The sequence below is a fragment of the Streptosporangium sp. NPDC002721 genome (assembly GCF_042888905.1).
Lineage (GTDB): Bacteria > Actinomycetota > Actinomycetes > Streptosporangiales > Streptosporangiaceae > Streptosporangium.
The window spans coordinates 203787-223529 of record NZ_JBIAQI010000003.1; the positions used below are offsets into that span (position 1 = coordinate 203787).

The window sequence follows — 19743 nt, forward strand, 5'->3', positions numbered from 1 at the left end:
GCCGTGCGGGTGTAGCTGCAGCTCTCTCACTCACCCTCCCCTGCCCCCCCCCCCCCCGCGGGGGCCCCCCCCCCCGGGCGGGGGGGGGGGCCCCACGTCATGAGAAGTCAGGTCAGGCGCAGGGACATCACGAGGTAGCGGAAGGAGGGGGCGGCGTCGCCGGGGACCTCCGTGATGAGGGCCGGGCGGCTCGGCGACTCCATGTTGAGCCGGACGAGCTCGGTCTCGACCCCGCTCAGGCCGTCGAGCAGGAACTGCGACTGGAAGGCGATCTGGATGTCGCCGCCGGACAGCTCGGCGTCGACGACCTCGGTGCCCCGGCCGATGTCACCGCCGCCCGCCTGGATGAGGACCTGCCCCTGGACGAAGGAGAGCCGGATCGCGGTGTTGCGCTCGGCGACCAGTGCCACCCGCTTGATCGCGTCGATGAACGGCGCCACCGGCAGGTCGGCCCGGATCGACCAGTCGTCGGTCAGCCGCGAGCGGTAGTCGATGAACTGCTCGTCGAGCAGGCGGACCGTGGTGGCCCGGCCGACACTCTCGAAACCGGCCACGCCGTCGCCCAGCGCCACCGACACCTCGCCGCCGCGCAGCGACCTGGCCACGTCGACGAGCACCCGCGCGGGCACCATCGCGGCGGCCGTGGCACCGGCCTCCTCGGGACGCCAGCCGAACTCCCTGGCCGCGATGCGGTAGCGGTCGGTGGCGGCCATGGTCACGTCGTCGCCGGAGATGTCGACCCGGATGCCGGTCAGCATGGGCAGGCTCTCGTCGCGGCTGGCCGCCGGGGCCACCTGATTGACCGCGCTCGCGAAGACCACACCGCCGACCGCGCCGACCTTCGGCGGCATCTCGGGGAGGGACGGGAAGTCCTCGACCGGCATGGTCAGCAGGCCGAACTCCGCGCTTCCGCATGTCAGGACCGCCTCGGAACCGCTGGTGAGCACCTCCACCACCTCGCCGGGCAGGCTGCGGGTGATCTCCGCGAGGATCCGGCCCGGGATCAGCACCCGGCCGGGCTCGGCCACGACCGCGTCGACCGAGACGCGGGCGGAGACGTCGTAGTCGAAGGCCGACAGCACGAGGTCTCCGTCGTCGGCCTCCAGGAGCAGCCCGGAGAGCACGGGGATGGCCGGCCGGTTCGGCAGCACCCGGGCCACCCAGGCCACCGCGTCGGCCAGGACATCACGGTTAACCCGGAACTTCACCTGATCATCCCTTCGTCCCGAACGGCACCCCACGCGCGGAAGCCGTACTCCAACAGCACGTTATCCGCTGAGACCGACAGAACCGTTACGCGGCCGGGAAAAGGGCGCGATGAGCGCCAGCCGCGAGCGGCGTCGGGCGCCTGTCAGCCGCGGGCGGCGTTGAGGTAGGTCAGGACGGCGAGCACGCGGCGGTTGTCGTCGTCTGAGGGGGCGAGGTCGAGCTTGCCGAAGATGCTGGCCGTGTGCTTGCCGACCGCGCTCTCGCTGAGGAACAGGCGCTGGGAGATGGCCGCGTTGGAGCGGCCCTCGGCCATCAGCTCCAGCACCTCACGCTCGCGCGGGGTCAGCGCGCCGAGCGGCTGGTGCCGTGCGGTGCTGACCAGCAACTTGGCGATCACCTCGGGGTCCATCGCGGTGCCGCCCCCGGCGACCCGGCGGACCGCGTCGACGAACTGCTCGGCGTTGAAGACCCGGTCCTTGAGGAGATAGCCGATCGCCCCCGTGCCGTCGGCCAGGAGCTCTCGTGCGTACAGCTGCTCGACGTGCTGGGAGAGCACGAGCACCGGGAGGCCGGGAACGGCCCGGCGCGCCGCCAGCGCCGCCTGGAGCCCCTCGTCGGTGAACGTCGGCGGGAGGCGTACGTCGACCACCGCCACGTCGGGCCGCAGGCCGGTCAGCGCCTCCAGCAGCTCGGGCCCCGACTCCACGGCGGCCACCACCTCGAAGCCGTGTGCCTGGAGCAGGTGGACCAGGCCGTCGCGCAGGAGGTACAGGTCTTCGGCGATGACGACTCTCGGGCTCACCGGCCCAACCATAGGCGGGTCGGCAGGACCTCCGCCAGCCGCTGCTGGCGGGCGTGCATGACGGGGATGAGCATGCCCGCGGCGTACATGGACAGGCCCAGGAGGATGTTGAAGACGATCAGCGGCCACTGCAGGAGCTCGGGCAGGTAGAGGGCGAGGAACCAGCTGCGGTTCTCGACGTCGATGATCTTCATGACCATCGTCACCAGTCCCTGCGGGAAGAGCGGGAGCCAGCCGATCCCCCAGCAGATCCCGACGATGGCGGCCTTGCCGCGCGGCAGGGACGGCGTGCAGTCCGGGCTCTTCTCCCTCAGGGCGTTGGGCAGGTCGAACGTGGCGGTGGTCGGCCCGCCCCGCGGGCTGTTGACGGCGAGCACCCCGTCGAAGGCCGCGAGCCTGCGCTCGATACCGTGCAGGCCGCTGCCCAGGGACGGGTCGGCGCCGCCCGAGCCGTCGTCGGTGACCACCACGCGCAGCGCGTGGTCGCTGCTGCTGATGTCGATCCACACCCGCTCGGCGCCGCCGTGGCGGGCCGCGTTGGTGAGGAGCTCGCTGATCGAGAAGTAGGCGGCCGACTCCACGGGCGAGTCGGGGCGGGTGTCCAGGTCCACGGTGACCGTGACCTTCAGCGGGCTGTCCAGCGCCAGGGCGCGCACGGCGTCGCCGAGGCCGCGCTCGGCCAGGACCGGCGGGTGGATGCCCTTGACGAGGTCTCGCAGCTCGACGAGCGCCGTGGAGGATGCCTCCCTGACCTTGCCGAGCAGCGCCTTGGCCGCCGCCGGGTCCCTGTCCATCAGCTCCTCGACCGCGCCGAGCGTCATACCCATCGCGACGAGCCTCGCCTGCGCCCCGTCGTGCAGGTCGCGCTCGATCCGCCGCAGCTCGGAGGCCTGCGAGTCGACCGTCGCCAGGCGCGCCTGGTCGAGGCGCTGGACCCGTGCCGCGAGCACGGACCTGGCCGTGGGGGACAGCAGCAGGTGGTTCCACCACGCGTACGCCCGCAGCAGGCGCGGCGTCGCGGCCAGCGCGGCGGCCGAGGCGCATCCCAGGGCCAGGGACAGCGGCAGCGGGGCGGTGGACCACGCCGCCAGGACGGCGCATCCGGCCAGGGTGAGGGGCAGCAGCGGGAGGGTGAAGACGACCACCGGGTTGAGGAAGAGCCAGAGCCCGTCCCGCCAGGTCGCGGGGTCGCCGACGATCCACTTCCAGCGGTTGTTCCAGTCGGGCCACTTCGGCGTCTTGTAGAGCTGGCGCTCGTGGCGGTACCAGCCGTCGGGCTGGGGCCGGGTCGGCAGCGGCGGGGGCAGGTAGGGCGCCGGCACGGCGGTCCCGAACCACGTGTCGTTCAACCTCCGGGCGAGCCCGGTGCGGTGCCGGATCAGCAGGGCCGTGGGGGGGAACATGAAGACCATCCCCAGGCCGAACGCCAGCACGAACCCGACCAGGGTCACCACCACCAGGACGACGTCCACCAGCGCCGCCGCGCCCAGGGCCAGCGCCCTTCCCACCGCCACCGCGTATGTCCTCATGGCCCAAGTGTCGACGATCCGGCCGGGCGTGCCCAGTGGTGGCGGACGCCGCGGAGGGGTGGAGGTAGCCACACCCCCGCAGGGTGCCTGGCCCGTTCCCGTCGGGGATGTAGACGGATTCTCCGCGTGCGGCGCGGCTCGTAGCGTCGTTGAGCATGAAGGTCATCGAGGTCAGCAACCTCCGCAAGCAGTACCGCGACCAACTGGCGGTGGACGACGTCTCGTTCACCGTCGAAGAGGGCGAGATCTTCGGCGTTCTCGGCCCCAACGGCGCCGGCAAGACGACCACCGTGGAGTGCGTCGCCGGTCTGCGCGTCCCCGACTCCGGCACCGTCAGCGTGCTCGGAGGCCTGCACCGCACCGAGCTCAAGGAGCGGCTGGGAGTCCAGCTGCAGAGCTCCACGCTGCCGGAGAAGCTCAAGGTGTGGGAGGCGCTCGACCTGTACGCCTCCTTCTACCGCAAGCCGGCGAACTGGGTGGAGCTGCTGGAGCGGGTCGGGCTCTCCGACAAGCGCGACACCCCCTACGGCAAGCTCTCCGGCGGCCAGCAGCAGCGGCTCTCGATCGCGCTGGCGCTGATCGGCTCCCCTCGCGTGGCGATCCTGGACGAGCTCACCACCGGCCTGGACCCCCAGGCCCGCCGCGACACCTGGGACCTCATCGAGCGGATCCGCGAGGACGGCGTGACGATCCTGCTCGTCACCCACTTCATGGAGGAGGCCGAGCGGCTCTGCGACCGGCTCGCCCTGATCGACTCCGGCCGGGTGGTCGCGATGGACAGCCCGTCCGGCCTGATCGCCAAGGTCGGCGGGCAGCAGACCATCAGGTTCCGGCCGTCCGGGCCGCTCGACGACTCCCGGCTCAAGGCCCTGCCCGAGGTGACCGGGGTGAGCCGCAGCGGCGGGCAGGTCGCGGTCACCGGTACCGGCAACCTGCTCCTCGCGATCACGACCGTCCTGTCCGCCGCGGGTGTCGTGCCCACCGACCTGCGCGTGGAGCAGGCCACCCTCGACGACGCCTTCCTCAGCCTCACCGGAAAGAAGATCTCATCATGAACAAGATGCTCCTGATCGAGGCCAAGCTCTTCCTGCGGGACCCGGGCGGCCCGATCTTCTCGATAATGCTGCCGCTCGTCCTCCTGCTCGCGCTCGGGCAGATCCCCAGCTACCAGGAGAAGGTCCCGGAGCTGGGCGGGGAACGGGTCATCGACACCCAGCTGCCCGCCATGATGGTGATCCTGGCGGTGGTGACGATGGCGCTGACCGTCCTGCCCGCGACGCTGGTGACCTACCGGGAGAGCGGCGTGCTGCGCCGGATGTCCACCACCCCGGTCAACCCGGTCCGGCTGCTCGTCGCCCAGATCGTCAACAACCTCGCGGTGGCGATCGTCGGCACCCTCCTCCTGGTCGGCCTGGGCTATCTCGTCCTCGGCGCGGTCCCGCCCAGGAGCCCGCTCGCCTTCGCGGGGGTGTTCGTGCTCGGCACGGCCTCGCTGCTGGGCCTGGGGCTGCTGATCGCCGCGGTGGCGCCCAACGCGAAGGTGGCGCCGGGCATCGGCTCGCTGCTGATGTTCCCGCTGATGTTCATGGCAGGGATGTGGATCCCCCGGGACCTCATGCCCGAGCTGGTGCGGCGGATCGGTGACTTCCTGCCGATGGCGCCGTTCGCCGACGCGCTCCGCGACACGTGGGCGGGGCACGCGCCGCAGCCGCTGCACCTGGTGGTGATGGCGGTGACCGTGCTGGTCACGGTCGGACTGGCGGCGCGGGTCTTCCGTTGGGAGTAGCCGGTGCGGCCTCCGATCCGCCGGGGCCCGTCCCTCACGAGGGGCAGGGACGGGCCCCGGCTCTTTCGGCTGTCCGGGGACCGTCCCCGGGCCTCCTCCCGACCCGCATCGCTCCCGCCCGGTTCACCACCTGGCGGGATGTCTGTTTCCCGCCCGGCTCACCACCTGGCGGGATGTCTGTTTCCCGCCCGGCTCACCACCTGAGTACCGGCATCACTCCTGCCCGGTTCACCGCCCGGCCCGAGGTCCGTGGCCCGGCCCGTTCGGCTCTCCCGCTCACACCGGCCCGCTTCGCCCGGTGCGTTCCCGCCCTCCGTCCCGGATGCCCGGCGGCGGGAAGCCTGATATGTCACTCTTGATTGATGCTGATCCTGGCGCACGTGAGTGACGTCCATATCGACGGTTCCCCCCGCAGCATCGACAGGACCCGATCCGTCATGCGGCACCTGGAGAACCTGTCCGGTCCCCTGGACGCGGTCGTGGTGACCGGCGACATCGCCGACAACGGCCTGATCGAGGAGTACGAGATCGCGCGCGAGCTGCTGACCACGCGCTATCCGACGATCATCTGCCCGGGTAACCACGACGCCCGCTCGGCGTTCCGCAAGGCGCTGCTCGACCTCGACGAGGACGGTGACGGGCCGGTCAACCAGGTCCTCAGGCTCGACGGGCTCACCGTCGCGCTGTGCGACTCCAGCGTCCCCGGGCGGCCGGAGGGCTTCCTGGAGGACGAGACGGTCACCTGGCTGAACGGCGTGCTCACCGAGGCCCCGGACACCCCGGCCATCGTCGGCATGCACCACCCGCCGGTGTCGCTGGGCACCCCGTACGTGGACTCGATCCGGCTGCGGAACCCGGAGCGGCTGGAGACGCTCGTGCGGCGGCACCCGCAGGTGGTGGCCGTCATCACCGGTCACGCCCACACCGCGGCGAGCACCACCTTCGCGGGCCTGCCGCTGTCGGTCGCCCCGGGGGTCGTCTCCACGTTGCGGCTCCCCCGCGAGCTCGACGTCCCGGTTCCCGTCGACTACGACCTGCCGCCGCAGATCGCCCTGCACGTCTTCGACGGCGGCCGCCTCGTCACCCACGTCCGCCCGGTCCCGTGACATCGCCGCGGCCCGCCCTCACGGCGTGCCGCGGCCCGGGCGGCACGCCTCGCGAGACCGGTCACCCGAGGTCCGCACGACGACCGATGCCGCTCTCCCGAGGTCCGCACGACGACCGATGCCGCTCTCCCGTACTCCGCACGACGACCGGTCCCGCGCCCCCGTACGACAACCGGTACCGCACCCCCGTTCCCGCTGTGTCCGGCCGGGGACGCCATGGTGGCTCGCCGGTTCGAGGAGTGTTCCATGCCCGGAATTAGACTGATTTTCCTCTTATGAGAAGCTAGTCCGGCTGATAATCGAAAATCCACGCGATCTGGTGAACCCTCCAGGATCCGGCGCCGTACTGCTTGCCGACACCGGAAAAATGTTCGGCGGCCGACCCCCGGAGGGCACAGCGTGATCGTGAACGCCTCGCGGCGGCCCGCTCCAGCGGGCACCGCTGTGATCGCGGAACCGCCACCCGGCATCCGCGCCCACGACGAGGCGGGCGACACCGTCCCGCGCACCGGTCACGACCGCTCGGTGCGAACCGCGGGACGCGCGTGATGACGCGGCAGGGCGCCTGCCCTTCCCCGCCGGCCGATTTTCCCGGAGAGAACCCCGACGTGAACGCCTCTTCCCGGCCCGGTGACCGGCCGAGCCGGTCCCGCCGCCTGCGACCGGTCGACACCCCCGACGACGAGCTGATCGTCGCGGAGCTGTACCGGGCGTACCACCGGCCGCTGCTCTCCTTCGTCGTACGGCTCACCCGTGGCGACGTGCAGTGGGCCGAGGACGTGGTGCAGGAGACCATGGTCCGCGCGTGGCGCAGCGCGGACCGGTTCGACGCCGACGCGTCGTCCCTGATGCCCTGGCTGGCGACGGTCGCCAGGCATATCGTGATCGACGACCGGCGTCGCAGGGACGCGCGTCCCCACGAGGCGGGTGAGGCACCGCTGGAGAGTGTGACCATGCCCGATCAGATGGAAGACCTCTTGCGACAGGTCGTCGTGTCGGACGCGCTCAGCTCGCTGTCCCCCGCCCACCGCGAGATCCTCAACGAGACGGTCCTGCGCGACCGGTCGGTGAACGACGCCGCCGAGGCGCTCGGCATCCCGGTGGGTACGGTGAAGTCGAGGGCGTACTACGCTCTCCGGGCCCTCCGCGTCGCCCTGGAGGAGAGAGGGGTGACGGCATGACCTCGCGGGTGGAGCACACCGACGTGGGCGCGTACGCCCTGGGCATCCTCGAGGAGCCCGACCGGACGGCTTTCGCGGCCCACCTGGCCACGTGCCCGGCCTGCACCGCAGAGCTCCAGGAGCTGTCCGGGGTGGCGGGCGCGCTCGCCGGCATCGCGCCCCTGGGGAACGAGCGCGACGACACCGGCGGCGGCGACCGGGGCCCCGCCGAGGTGGTCAGCCTGCTGCGCCGCCGCAAGGCGGCCGATCGGCGCGCCCGCAGGGGCACGTTCGTGATCGGCGCCGCCGCGGCCGTCACCCTGGTCGCCGGTGGAATCGCGGCGGGCACCGCGATCTCCGGCGAGAGCGGGACCGTCCCCGTCGGCCACTCCGCGCACGGCCCCGCCGAGGACGCCTACCGGTCCGGCACTCCGCTCGCGGGCACGGGCGCCTCCGGTGTCACCGGCGGCCTGGTGCTGGAGACGAAGGGCTGGGGCACCCACGCCGCCCTGGAGCTCAAGGGCGTCAAGGGGCCGCTGGAGTGCGAGCTGATCGCCGTCTCCCCGGCGGGCGAGCGGCGCGTGGTCACCGGATGGGCGGTGCCCGAGAAGGGCTACGGGGTTCCCGGCTCCCCCGAACCGCTCTACGTGCACGGCGGGGTCGCGTGGGAGCCGGCCGGGATAGACCACTTCGAGGTGCGCACGACCGGCGGCGACACGCTGCTCACCGTCATGGTCTGAGCGAGGCATCCTAGCCCTCCCACGGAGCGGGAAAGCCCTTCGGGAGCCGTTTTCCCGTGTGTATTTTTACGTACTTGAAAATTGAACCTTCTGTGGCCGTGGCTCCGTACAACCGGCTGAAGAACACAGCAGCTCCCTCACAGCTACGAGAGGTTCACGATGTCCAAGCGCACCCTCACCGTCTCCGGCGTGGCCGTCACCGCGGCCCTGCTCTCCGCGGCCCTCGCCCCGGTCGCACAGGCGGGCACAGGCACGGTCACGCGGTCCGATACCGCGAGCACAGCGGACGCCTACTTCGCGGGCACCCTGGTCGGGAAGAACGAGGTGCCGGTCAGCGGCGGTCCCGCCGTCGGCGACAAGGACGGCAAGGCCATCGCCATCGTCCGCATCCGCGGCAACGAGGTCTCCTACGCCGTACGGTGGCAGGGGACGGACACCCCCACCGCCTTCCACATCCACCAGGGCAAGGCCGGCAAGAACGGCGACGTGAAGGTCGGCTTCTTCATGGAGGCCCTGCCCGGCGGCAGCAAGGCCATCCTCGGCAGCGTCAGGATCAACGACCGTGGCCTGCTGTCCGGGATCAAGAAGAACCCGAAGAACTGGTACCTCAACCTGCACACCGCCGAGTTCCCGGGTGGCGCGGTGCGCGCCCAGATGCACCGGATCAGCCCGACCAACCTGGCCAACGTGCTGGCCAGCGGCGTCCACCCCATCTACCACTCCAACGCCGACGGCCGCCAGGAGGTCCCGGCCCCCGGCAAGAAGGTCGGCGACCCGAACGGCCGCGCCGAGTGGCTGGTCGGCATCAAGGGCTCCAAGGTCTACTACGCCACCATCTGGGAGAAGCTCGCCGCTCCCACCAACGGGCACATCCACCGTGGCAAGAAGGGCAAGAACGGCGATGTCGTGATCGACTTCTTCGCCGACGCGAACGGCCTGCCCAAGGGCGTCACCGGCATCGCCGGCACCGCGTCGGTGAAGTCCGACATCGCCCGGGGCATCAAGAAGAACCCGAAGAACTGGTACACCAACCTGCACACCACCGAGTTCGGCGGCGGCGCGGTGCGCGGCCAGCTCTACCGGTCCGGCAGCGGCTGGTAAACCGGCGTCCGGGGATCACGCGGCGGCTGTGAACGTCCGGACGCGGAGGGGATCCACGGCGGCCACCGGCCACCCGTGACCCCGGAGACGACGGCGCCCGCCACCTGGAACACCACTCCGGGTGGCGGGCGCCGTCGCGTGTGACGGCCGGGTGGAGGCGTCCGGGCCCGTTCAGAGCGTCTGGACGGGTCTGGGTTCCTCCGCCGCGCGGAGGTCGTAGCGCTCGCGAGCGGCCATGATCTCGGGCACGTGCTCCTCCGACCAGCTCTTGATGCCCTTCATCAGCGTGACCACGCTGTGTCCCAGCGCGCTGAGCTCGTACTCCACCCGGGGCGGAATCGTCGGGTAGACGGTGCGGGTCACCATCCCGTCGCGTTCCATGTTCCGCAAGGTCTGGGTGAGGCTCTTCTGGGTGATCCCGTCCACCCTGCGGCGGAGCACGCCGAACCGGACCGGGCCGTCCCGCAGGGCGTCCACCAGCAGGCAGGTCCACTTGTTGGCGATCGCCTCCAGAACCTTCCGCGAGCCGCACTCCCGCAGGTACGCGTTGGCTGCGCCGTGCTCTCGCAGGCCAGAAGTAGTTTCCATAGGGTACCTATATCTCCAAAAGGTGCCTTCTTCCAGAGAGATACCGGTGTCGCCGACGATTGGTCCCGAAGAGCTTCCCCTCCGAGGAGATCACGATGCGCGTCATCACCCAGTCCGCCGTCGGCGCCCCTTCCGTACTCGGTGTCGCCGAGGTCGACCGGCCGGAACCGGACCACGGGCAGGTCCTGATCAGGGTCGGGGCCGCCGGGGTCAACCCGGTCGACGGGGCGGTCCGCTCCGGCCTCCTCCCGTTGCTCGGCCCGCCGCCCTTCACCCTCGGCTGGGACGTCGCGGGCACGGTCGAGTCCACCGGGCCCGGCGTGTCCGCGTTCGCCCCCGGCGACGAGGTGCTGGGTCTGCTCGCCTTCCCCGGCGCCGGCAACGCCTACGCCGACTACGTGCTCGCCTCACCCAACGAGATCGTCCACAGACCCGCCGCGCTGACCGTGGAGCAGGCGGGAGGGCTCCCGCTGGCCGGGCTGACCGCCTGGCAGGCGCTGGTCGGCATCGCCCGCCTCGCCGAGGGGCAGCGGGTCCTCGTCCACGCCGCCGGAGGCGGGGTCGGCCACCTCGCCGTCCAGCTCGCCGCGTCTCTCGGGGCCCACGTCACCGGTACCGCCCGGAGCGCCAAGCACGACCTCCTGCGCGAGCTCGGCGCGCACACCCTGGTCGACCACACCGCCGCCGACTTCGTCACGGAGACCGAGCCGGTGGACGTGGTGCTCGACCTGGTGGGCGGCGAGTACGGGGAACGTTCCGCCGCGGCGCTCAGGCCCGGCGGCCTGCTCGTCGGGGCGCTGGGAGGCAACCTCGGCATCACGCGAAAACGCGCGGCCGAGCTGGGCGTACGGCTGGCGGTGGTGAGCGTGCGCCCCTCGGCGGCCGACCTGTCGCGGCTGACGGCCCTGGCGGAGGCGGGCCGCCTCAGGGTGCACCTGGACCAGGTGCTGCCGCTGGCCGAGGTGGCCAAGGCACACGAGCTCCTGTCGACCCGCCGCACCACCGGGAAGATCGTTCTGATCCCCTGATCCGCCGGGGCTCCTTGGAAGGCGGGTGCCGGTTCCACCGTGCGGCCTCCTGAGGGATCCTCTTCGAAGGGTCCCCCGGGTCAGGTGGTGTAGGGGCGGGCGGTCCTGCCCTCGCGCAGCGTCCGCGCCCACCAGGTCAGCTGGTCGAGCAGGATCGCGGCCGCGCCGTCACAGCTCTGCGGGCTGGTCGGCGCCCCCTCCTCGTCGAAGTGCTTCCAGGCGCCGTGGAAGCTGACGGTGTCGCGAACGGTGACCGCGTGCAGCTCGGCGAAGACCAGACGGAGCTGCTCGACCGCCCGCAGGCCGCCGGAGATGCCACCGTAGGAGATGAAACCGACCGGCTTGGCGTGCCACTGCCGGTTGTGCCAGTCGATGGCGTTCTTCAACGAGGCGGGGAAGCTGTGGTTGTACTCGGGCGTCACGACGGCGAACGCGTCGGCCCTGGCCAGGCGCGGTGTCAGGACCCCCAGGGCTCGCGACGCCTCCGCGTCCGGCGCGGCCCCGAAACGGGGCAACGCCATCGGCAGGGGAGTCTCGGCCAGGTCGACGACGTCGACGTCCAGGCTCCCGTGCCGGCGGGCCCGGCCCGCGAACCACTCCGCCACGGTCGGGCCGAACCGGCCTTCCCGGACGCTGCCGACGATCACCGCTAGCCGGATCGGCTCTTCGGGCATGACGGTCCTCCGCTGGTCACAGTGGGCTTGTCCGCGCCCTCGCGGCGCCGTGTGAACAGGTTCGTACCTCAACCATGGTTCACGTCAAGCCGGGAGAACACACCTGGGGAAACCGGTGGGGGATCGGTGCCTCGGACCGCCGGGGCGCCCTGGCGGGCGGGCCCGCGTGACGCACCCGACGGCCGGGCACACGGGCCGCGTCGTCGGCCACGACAACGGCGACGCGGGACCCCATGCGTGCGACCTAGTGAGGGGCCATGTCGACGAAACGGCTGTAGTGGCCCTGGAAGGCCACGGTGACCGTGGCGGTGGGGCCGTTACGGTGCTTGGCCACGATCAGGTCGGCCTCGCCCGCCCTGGGCGACTCGCGCTCGTAGGCGTCCTCCCGGTGCAACAGGATGACCATGTCGGCATCCTGCTCGATACTTCCGGATTCGCGCAGGTCGCTGACCATGGGCCGCTTGTCCGTCCGCTGCTCGGGACCACGGTTGAGCTGGGAGATCGCGATCACCGGGACCTCCAGCTCCTTGGCGAGGAGCTTGATGGCCCGGGAGATCTCGGAGACCTCGTTCTGGCGGCTCTCGGTCTTCTTCGGCGAGGACATCAGCTGCAGGTAGTCGATGATGACGAACCGCAGGTCGTTGCGCTGCTTGAGACGGCGGCACTTGGCCCTGATCTCCATCATCGACATGTTGGGCGAGTCGTCGATGAACAGCGGGGCCTCGGCCACCTCGCCCATCCGCCGGGCCAGCTTGGCCCAGTCGTCGTCGGTCATCGTGCCCGATCGCATGGCGTGCAGGGCCACCCGTGCCTCGGCCGACAGCAGACGCATCGTGATCTCATTACGCGACATTTCCAACGAGAACACGACAGTGGTCATACCGTGCTTGATAGCGGCAGATCTCGCGAAATCCAGCCCCAAAGTTGATTTGCCAATGGCGGGACGGGCCGCCACGACGATCATCTGGCCGGGGTGCAGGCCGTTGGTGAGGGAGTCGAGGTCCTGGAAGCCGGTGGGGACCCCGACCATCTGGCCGCTCCGGCCGCCGATGGCCTCCAGCTCGTCGAGGGCTCCCGGCATGATGTCGGCCAGCGGGACGTAGTCCTCGGAGGTGCGGCGCTCGGTGACCTTGTAGATCTCCGCCTGGGCGCGGTCGACGAGGTCGTCGACCTCCTCGTCCTGACCGCCGTAGCCGTAGGAGACGATGCGGGTGCCGGCCTCGATCAGGCGGCGGAGGATGGCCTGCTCGCGGACGATCCTCGCGTAGTAACCGGCGTTGGCCGCGGTCGGGACGACGGCGGTCAGCGTGTGGAGGTAGGCGCCGCCGCCGATCCTGGCGACCTCGCCCCGCTTCTGCAGCTCGTCGAGGATGGTGACGGCGTCGGCGGGGTCGCCACGGCCGTAGAGGTCGGTGATGATGTCGTAGACGATCTGGTGGGCCGGACGGTAGAAGTCGTCGGACCGCAGGATCTCGACCACGTCGGCGATGGCGTCCTTGGACAGCAGCATGCCGCCGAGGACCGACTGCTCGGCCTCGATGTTGTTCGGTGGGGTGCGCTCGAATCTCGGCTCGAAGACCGGCGGCTCCGCGATGCTCACCACACACCCCCTCTTTCGAACACAGTTACGTTATCTCTATTTGTAGCCGATCGGTGTGACAGTTTCGCGGCTCCGCGCCCGGCTGGCAACGCGGCCTGTCGACAGAGGTGTGGATAAGCTGTGCACTTCTTCCCCAGAGGTGTGGGCACCCTGGGGACAGTACTGTGGATAACTCTTGTCCACAACTGTGGATAACCCTCTGACCAGGGAAAACGTCATCCACCGCCTGTGGAGAAAAGAAAGTTGGGGTGACACGCCGAAAGTCGCCCCGGATGGCATGCCCTGACGGGTTCATCCCGCTGGAGATCCATCCAGAGGTAAGAGGCACAATGGACAGGTGCCTCTTACTCCTCGCCCCGGCCGGTCCGGTGGATCCGGCCGGTCCGGTCGGCCAGGTGAATCCGATCAGCCCGGTGAGTCCAGTGGGTCCGTTGGGTCCGGTGGGTCCATTGAATCCGGCCGGTCAGGTGGGTCAGGTGGGTCAGGTGGGTCAGGTGGGTCAGGTGGGTCAGGCCGCGATCATGACAGGCAGATCCTGCGGCTGGCGTTGCCCGCGTTCGGGGCCCTGGTGGCCGAGCCGCTGTTCCTGCTGACCGACACCGTCGTCGTCGGCCGCCTGCCCGCCCCCGCGCTCGGCGCCCTGGGAGTGGCGAGCACGGTGCTGAGCTTCCTGGTGGGACTGTGCGTGTTCCTGGCGTACGGCACGACCGCGGCGGTGGCCAGGCAGATCGGGGCGGGCGAGACCGGGCGGGCGCTCCGGCAGGGGGTGGACGGCCTCTGGCTGGCCGCCGGGGTGGGACTGGCGATCATCGTGGTCGTCTGGCCCCTGGCGCCCACGCTGGTCCACCTGCTCGGTGCCGAGGGCGAACTCGCCCGGCAGGCGGTGACCTACCTGCGGATCAGTCTGCTGGGCGTCCCCGCCATGCTGCTGGTGCTCGCGGGCACGGGCGTGCTGCGCGGCATGCAGGACACCGCGACCCCGCTGCTGGTCTCGGTGGGGGCCTTCGCGCTGAACGCCGTGCTCAACGTGGTGTTCGTCCTGGGGCTGGGCTGGGGCATCGCGGGCTCGGCCTGGGGAACGGTGCTGGCCCAGACGCTCGCCGCCGCCGTCTACCTCCTGCTGATCCTCGTCCGGCACCGCGCGCCGTTCCGCCCCGACCTCGCGGGCGTGCGGGCGGCGGGCTCGGCCGGGATCGCCCTGATCATCCGTACGGCCTGCCTCCAGCTGGTGCTGGCCGTCGCGACCGCCGCGGCCACCCGCATGGGGGAGCAGCAGATCGAGGCGCACACCGTCGCGATCAGGATCTGGACCCTGATGGCGTTCGCCCTGGACGCGATCGCCATCGCCGGGCAGGCGATCACCGGCCGCGCGCTGGGTGCCGGTGACGTGGCGGGAGCCCGCGGCGCGACCTGGAGGATGGTGGTCTGGGGAGTCGGCTCGGGCGTGCTGCTCGGCCTCCTCATCGTGCTGACGAGGCCGTTCGTGCCGGCGCTGTTCGACGCCGGCCCCGTCGTCGCCGCGGAGCTGCTCGACGTGCTCTGGGTGGTGGCCGTCCTGCAGCCCCTCGCCGGGGTGGTGTTCGTGCTGGACGGCGTGCTGATCGGCGCGGGAGACCGGCGCTACCTCGCCTGGGCGGGGGTGTGGACGACGATCGCCTACCTGCCCGCCGCGTTCCTGGTGGACCTGCGGGGCGGCGGCCTGGTGGCGCTCTGGCTGGCGCTCGGGCTGTGGATGGCGGCCCGGCTGGTCACCCTGTCGACGCGGGCGTACGGCAGGGCGTGGCTGGTGGTCGGCAGCTGAAGCGGCCGAGATGGCCAGAACAGCCGGAACGGTCGAAGCGACCGGGCGGACACCGGGGTGGCGGGTGTTCCACCTGTGACGGACGGTGCCCACCGGGCGGGTGATCCCGGCGTGACACTGTGGTGTCCACGACGTGACCGGATAACCCTTGTCCGGCGCAACTCCCCTGCGGCACTGTGAAACGAGTCCAACAATATAGGGTTATCAGCCCACCACGATTGGTCACGTCGTGCCCGAAGGTGCTTCTTCGTCGATCGTTCGCCGCATGCCGCCGGGCCATGCCACCAGCCGTTTGACCGGTGCGCGCCACGGCCTTCCCACGGTCTATCGCGGGGCGGACCTCATCGTCCTCGGCGTCGGTGTCATGATCGGCGCGGGCATCTTCAGCCTCGCCGGCCGCCAGGCGGGGACCATGGCCGGGCCGGGCGTGATCCTCTCCTTCATGATCGCGGGAATCACCAGCCTGCTCGTGGCCTTCTGCTTCGCCGAGCTGTCCTCCGCCATGCCGAGCTCGGGAAGCGCCTACACCTTCGCCTACGTCATCTTCGGCGAGGTCTGGGCCTGGATCGTGGGCTGGGCGCTGGTCCTGGAACTCCTGCTGGCCACGGCCGCGGTGGCCCGTGCCTGGTCCCTGTACGCCGCCCAGATGCTCACCGACCTCGGCGTACGCCTTCCCGAGGTGATCGCGGGCATGGTCGGCCAGACCACGGGCTTCGACCTGTTCACGCTGTTCATCCTGGTGGTCCTCACGGCCGTGGTGGCCCTGGGCGCCCGCGTCGGCCTGCGCACCCTGTGGGTCATCGTGATCGCCAAGTTGCTGGCCGTCGGCGCGGTCATCGTGGTCGGCGCCCTCCACTTCGACCAGCGCAACCTCGCGGCCATCCCGGTGCCGGCGGTGCCCGCGGGCAAGGCCGGGGAAGCCCTGGACTCCCCGCTGCTCGGCCTCCTCCTCGGCCAGACGGGCACGTTCGGCTGGTTCGGCATCTTCGCCTCCTCGGCGGCCATCACCTTCGCGTACATCGGCTTCGACGTCGTGGCCACCGCGGCCGAGGAGTCCGAGGACGCCCCGCGGTCGATCCCGAGGGGCATCATCCGCGGGCTGGTGCTCACCACGGTCATCTACATCGCGGTCGCGGTGATCATGATCGGGATGACCCCGTACGACAAGATCGCCGCGAACGCGCCGCTCGCCAGCGCCTTCCGCGAGGCGGGCGAGGGCTTCATGGTGCACGTCATCAACATCGGGGCGGTGCTCGGCCTCACCACCGTCGTGCTGGTGCTGCTCGTCGGCCTGACCCGCGTGCTGTTCTCCATGGCGCGCGACGGGCTGATCCCGCGCTCGCTCTCCAGGATCAACCGCAGCTACCGCAGCCCGACGAGGGTCACGGTGATCATCGGCTTCCTCGCGATCCTGCTGGCCGAGTTCGTGGACGTGCTGACGCTCGAACCGCTGGTCGTGATCGGTGCCCTGTTCGTGTTCATCGCCGTGGCCGGCGGGGTGGTCAGGATGCGGCAGACGATGCCGGACCTGCCCCGGGGCTTTCGCACCCCGCTGTCTCCCGGCGTGCCGATCGCCTCGATCCTCGCCTGCCTGTGGCTCATGGTGAACCTGCAGCTCATCACCTGGCTGTACTTCATCATCTGGATGGCCTTCGGCGTCCTGGTCTATCTGGTGTACGGGAGGCGCAACAGCGTGCTCGCCGCGGCGGCGCGGCCCGTCCCCGAGCCTCCCGCGCCGCCGCCCCCCGGGCGCTACCCCTTCGGTCCCTCCGGTCCCGGGGACGGGTGGGCGGGCCCGCCAGGGCCGCCCGGCCCTCCGTCCGGCCCTCCCGGCGGCCCCGGCACCGGGTCCGCGGCCGGGTCCCGTGGCAGGCACCGCCGCTGAGACCTCGGCACGCCCGCCGGGAGCGGGAGGAGGTCACAGGCGCCGGGCGTCGATCACGCTCTGCACGAACTCCCTGGTGCGGGGCTCGCGCGGATCGGTGAAGATCTGCTCGGGGGTGCCCCGCTCCAGCAGCACGCCACCGTCGAGGAAGCAGACGGTGTCGGCGATCTCGCGGCAGAAGCCCATCTCGTGGGTGGTGAGGACCATGGTCATGCCGCCCTCCTTGAGCTCCCGGATGATCCCGAGGACCTCCTTGACCAGCGCCGGGTCCAGGGCCGAGGTGACCTCGTCGAGCAGCATCAGGCGGGGCCGGGTGGCGAGGGCCCTGATGATCGCGGCGCGCTGCTGCTGGCCGCCGGAGAGCTGGTCGGGATAGGCGTCCGCCTTGTCCGCCAGGCCGAACCTGGCCAGCAGGTCGCGGGCCTGCTCCTCGGCCTGCTTCGCACCCACCCTGTGCACCTTGCGCGGCGCCAGCGTGATGTTGTCCAGCACGCTCATGTGCGGGAACAGGTTGAACGCCTGGAAGACGATGCCCATGCGCTTGCGCACGTCGTCGGGGTCGGTCCTGGCGTCGGTGATCTCCACGCCGTCCAGGGTGATCGTGCCGTCGTCGGCTGTCTCCAGCAGGTTGACGCAGCGCAGCAGGGTGGACTTCCCGGAGCCGGAGGCGCCGATCAGGCAGACCACCTCGTGCGGCTCGACCTCCAGGTCGATGCCGCGCAGCACGCTGTGGCCGCGGTAGTTCTTCCACAGGCCCTCGATGGACAGCAGGCTCATGCTCTCTCCTCCCGTGCCGCCGCCGTCTCACCGGGCGGCGGGACGCTGCCGCCGTACGCCCCGGTCCGCCCGCTCACTGGCCCCGCCGCCGCTGCGAGCGGGCCGCCAGGTAGTCGGTGAAGCGGGCCATGGGGATGGTGAGCAGGATGAACAGCAGCGCCGCCGCCAGGTAGGGGGTGTAGTTGAAGGTGCTGGCGACGTGGATCTGCGCCTGCCGCAGCGCCTCCAGGGGACCGATCGTGGCGACGAGCGCGGTGTCCTTCTGCAGCGAGACGAAGTCGTTGAGCAGCGGCGGCACCACCCTGCGCACGGCCTGCGGCACCACCACGTGGCGCATGGTCTGGCCGTGGCTCAGCCCGAGGGACCGGGCCGCGGCCCGCTGGCTGGGGTGCACCGACTCGATGCCGGCCCGGAAGACCTCCGCCACGTACGCGCCGTACGAGAGGGTGAGCGCGATGATGCCCAGCGTCGCGAGGTCCGTCGGCGTGCCCTGCAGGCCGAGCGCGGGCAGCCCGAAGCCGACGAGATAGATGACGAGGATCGTGGGCACGCCCCGGAAGACGTCGGTGTAGATCACCGCCAGGGCGCGCAGCGGGAAGAACACCGGCGCCGTGAGGTTGCGGGCCAGCGCGACGAGCATTCCCACCACGAGGATGAGCGGCTCGGCGATCAGAAAGATCTTGATGTTGAGCAGGAACCCGTCCAGCACGTCCGGCAGGGCCTCGACGAACTGGTCGAGGTCGAAGAACGTGTCGCGCACCCGGGGCCAGCCGGGCGAGGCGGTGAAGAGCCAGAGCAGCAGGACGATCACGAGGATCGTCGAGACCGTCGCGACGGAGCCCGAACGGACCGACGACCTCCTGCGCAGCCGCTCCCGCTCGACCTGCCGCTCGCTCTTCTCCCAGCCGGCCGGGACCCGCAGGCGCTCGTCGTCCCTCATCGGGCGCCGCCGTGGCGCGGACCGTACGCGCTCCACGCCCGCGACGAGACATCGGCTGTGACCGCGGTTCCGGGCGTGGACGACGTCGGAGGGTGGTGCCCCAGGGTCACTTCAGCTCCGGTGCGCCCGCGGCGGAGCCGAGCCACTCGGTCTCGATCTTCGCCAGCTCACCGGAGGCGGTCAGCTTGTCGATGGCCTCGTCGACGCAGCTCACCAGCGGGCTGCCCTTCTCGAAGACCGCGCCGAAGACCTCGGGCTCCCCGGAGGCCGTGCCGAACTGGCCGACGATCTTGGAGTTCTCGACCTGGGCCGCGGTCACGTAGAAGGCGGTGGGCAGGTCCACCACCACGGCGTCGACCTGCTTGTTCTTCAGCGCGTTGACGGCGTCGATCTGCTCGTTGTAGACGTTGGGCTCGGACGACGGCTTGATGACGTCCTTGACCGCCTGCAGCGAGGTGGTGCCGATCTGCACGCCGATCTTGGCGTCCTTCAGGCCCGCCAGGTCGGTGGCGGAGGCGACCTTGGAGCCGTCCAGCGCGACCACGGCCTGCTTGACCGTGTAGTAGCCCTTGCTGAAGTCGACGACCTTGGCCCGGTCGGGGGTCACCGAGACCTGGTTGACGTCGAAGTCGAACTGCTTGGCGCCCGGCGCGAACGCGGAGTCGAACTTCACCGTGGCCCAGGTGACGTTGTCCCTGGTGAAGCCCAGCTGGCCCGCGATCGCGTAGGCGACCGCGCTCTCGAAGCCCTTGCCGTTGGCCGGGTCGTCGTCGCTGAACCACGGGTCGAAGGCGGGCTTGTCGGTGCCGATGGTCAGCTTGCCGGGGGTCTTCAGCGCGAGGCCGTCCTTGGTGCAGGCACCGGGAGCCGTGGAGGCGCTTGAGGACGTGGGGCTCGCCTGGGTCGTCGTTTCCGAGGCCGGCGCACAGGCTACCGCGGTCGCCGCGAGGGCACCGAGCGCGAACAGCGTCGAGGGACGGACCATGACAAAACCTCCAGGGCGAAGCAACGGTTCCC

At 70.9% G+C, this 19743-nt stretch carries 19 protein-coding genes; 10 read left to right on the top strand and 9 right to left on the bottom strand.

Features of this window, described 5'->3' with window-relative positions; translation table 11 throughout:
* Nucleotides 1-107 precede the first annotated feature (107 nt).
* The 3 genes from dnaN to ACFYWM_RS05055 form a co-directional block, all read right to left on the bottom strand.
* Complete coding sequence (gene dnaN, locus ACFYWM_RS05045) at nt 108-1208, bottom strand: DNA polymerase III subunit beta (protein WP_389908717.1); 1101 nt, start codon at nt 1206-1208, stop codon at nt 108-110.
* 143 nt (nt 1209-1351) lie between these two features.
* A complete protein-coding gene (locus ACFYWM_RS05050) occupies nt 1352-2023 on the bottom strand; it encodes a response regulator (RefSeq protein ID WP_389908719.1) in 672 nt (223 codons plus the stop codon).
* Nucleotides 2008-3540, bottom strand: coding sequence for a sensor histidine kinase (locus ACFYWM_RS05055; RefSeq protein WP_389908723.1), 1533 nt, complete (start codon nt 3538-3540; stop codon nt 2008-2010). Before ACFYWM_RS05055 ends, ACFYWM_RS05050 begins: the two co-directional genes overlap by 16 nt.
* Before the next feature lie 155 nt (nt 3541-3695).
* Here ACFYWM_RS05055 and ACFYWM_RS05060 point away from each other — a divergent pair, with 155 nt between their 5' ends.
* The 7 genes from ACFYWM_RS05060 to ACFYWM_RS05090 all read left to right on the top strand — a co-directional run bounded on the left by ACFYWM_RS05060 (nt 3696) and on the right by ACFYWM_RS05090 (nt 9433).
* On the top strand, nt 3696-4595 hold the full coding sequence (locus tag ACFYWM_RS05060) for an ABC transporter ATP-binding protein (RefSeq protein ID WP_389908726.1): 900 nt from the start codon (nt 3696-3698) through the stop codon (nt 4593-4595).
* Nucleotides 4592-5326, top strand: a complete 735-nt coding sequence (locus ACFYWM_RS05065; RefSeq protein WP_389908729.1) for an ABC transporter permease — start codon at nt 4592-4594, stop codon at nt 5324-5326. The genes ACFYWM_RS05060 and ACFYWM_RS05065 overlap by 4 nt, the downstream gene beginning before the upstream one ends.
* 380 nt (nt 5327-5706) lie before the next feature.
* Nucleotides 5707-6432 (top strand): phosphodiesterase, encoded by a 726-nt coding sequence (locus ACFYWM_RS05070; protein ID WP_389908732.1) that lies wholly within the window; start codon nt 5707-5709, stop codon nt 6430-6432.
* 399 nt (nt 6433-6831) lie between these two features.
* Nucleotides 6832-6981, top strand: a complete 150-nt coding sequence (locus ACFYWM_RS05075; RefSeq protein ID WP_389908735.1) for a hypothetical protein — start codon at nt 6832-6834, stop codon at nt 6979-6981.
* A gap of 140 nt (nt 6982-7121) precedes the next feature.
* Nucleotides 7122-7613, top strand: coding sequence for a sigma-70 family RNA polymerase sigma factor (locus tag ACFYWM_RS05080; RefSeq protein ID WP_389909314.1), 492 nt, complete (start codon nt 7122-7124; stop codon nt 7611-7613).
* Entirely contained in the window at nt 7610-8332 is a 723-nt protein-coding gene (locus tag ACFYWM_RS05085; RefSeq protein WP_389908738.1) for an anti-sigma factor family protein, read from the top strand. Before ACFYWM_RS05080 ends, ACFYWM_RS05085 begins: the two co-directional genes overlap by 4 nt.
* A 159-nt stretch (nt 8333-8491) precedes the next feature.
* On the top strand, nt 8492-9433 hold the full coding sequence (locus ACFYWM_RS05090) for a CHRD domain-containing protein (RefSeq protein WP_389908742.1): 942 nt from the start codon (nt 8492-8494) through the stop codon (nt 9431-9433).
* 171 nt (nt 9434-9604) lie between these two features.
* Here the strand turns inward: ACFYWM_RS05090 and ACFYWM_RS05095 are convergent, their stop codons facing one another.
* Nucleotides 9605-10021, bottom strand: coding sequence for a winged helix-turn-helix transcriptional regulator (locus tag ACFYWM_RS05095; RefSeq protein WP_389908745.1), 417 nt, complete (start codon nt 10019-10021; stop codon nt 9605-9607).
* A gap of 95 nt (nt 10022-10116) precedes the next feature.
* Between ACFYWM_RS05095 and ACFYWM_RS05100 the strand changes: the two genes are divergently transcribed.
* A complete protein-coding gene (locus ACFYWM_RS05100) occupies nt 10117-11049 on the top strand; it encodes an NADP-dependent oxidoreductase (protein WP_389908748.1) in 933 nt (310 codons plus the stop codon).
* 80 nt (nt 11050-11129) lie between these two features.
* Here the strand turns inward: ACFYWM_RS05100 and ACFYWM_RS05105 are convergent, their stop codons facing one another.
* Both ACFYWM_RS05105 and dnaB read right to left on the bottom strand, forming a co-directional pair.
* Nucleotides 11130-11723 carry an NADPH-dependent FMN reductase gene (locus ACFYWM_RS05105; protein ID WP_389908752.1) on the bottom strand — a complete coding sequence of 198 codons (594 nt, stop codon included), beginning with the start codon at nt 11721-11723 and terminating at the stop codon, nt 11130-11132.
* Nucleotides 11724-11967: 244 nt separating this feature from the next.
* Nucleotides 11968-13323: a replicative DNA helicase gene (dnaB, locus tag ACFYWM_RS05110; RefSeq protein ID WP_389908755.1), complete on the bottom strand. Its 1356-nt coding sequence runs from the start codon at nt 13321-13323 to the stop codon at nt 11968-11970.
* A gap of 547 nt (nt 13324-13870) precedes the next feature.
* Here dnaB and ACFYWM_RS05115 point away from each other — a divergent pair.
* On the top strand, nt 13871-15124 hold the full coding sequence (locus ACFYWM_RS05115; RefSeq protein ID WP_389908757.1) for an MATE family efflux transporter: 1254 nt from the start codon (nt 13871-13873) through the stop codon (nt 15122-15124).
* A gap of 265 nt (nt 15125-15389) precedes the next feature.
* Complete coding sequence (locus ACFYWM_RS05120; protein WP_389908760.1) at nt 15390-17009, top strand: APC family permease; 1620 nt, start codon at nt 15390-15392, stop codon at nt 17007-17009.
* A gap of 33 nt (nt 17010-17042) precedes the next feature.
* Here ACFYWM_RS05120 and ACFYWM_RS05125 read toward each other — a convergent pair whose 3' ends face one another.
* The 3 genes from ACFYWM_RS05125 to ACFYWM_RS05135 form a co-directional block, all read right to left on the bottom strand.
* Complete coding sequence (locus ACFYWM_RS05125; protein ID WP_389908763.1) at nt 17043-17786, bottom strand: amino acid ABC transporter ATP-binding protein; 744 nt, start codon at nt 17784-17786, stop codon at nt 17043-17045.
* Nucleotides 17787-17859: 73 nt separating this feature from the next.
* A complete protein-coding gene (locus tag ACFYWM_RS05130; protein WP_389908766.1) occupies nt 17860-18726 on the bottom strand; it encodes an amino acid ABC transporter permease in 867 nt (288 codons plus the stop codon).
* A gap of 106 nt (nt 18727-18832) precedes the next feature.
* Nucleotides 18833-19711, bottom strand: coding sequence for an ABC transporter substrate-binding protein (locus ACFYWM_RS05135; protein WP_389908769.1), 879 nt, complete (start codon nt 19709-19711; stop codon nt 18833-18835).
* Nucleotides 19712-19743: the final 32 nt, after the last annotated feature.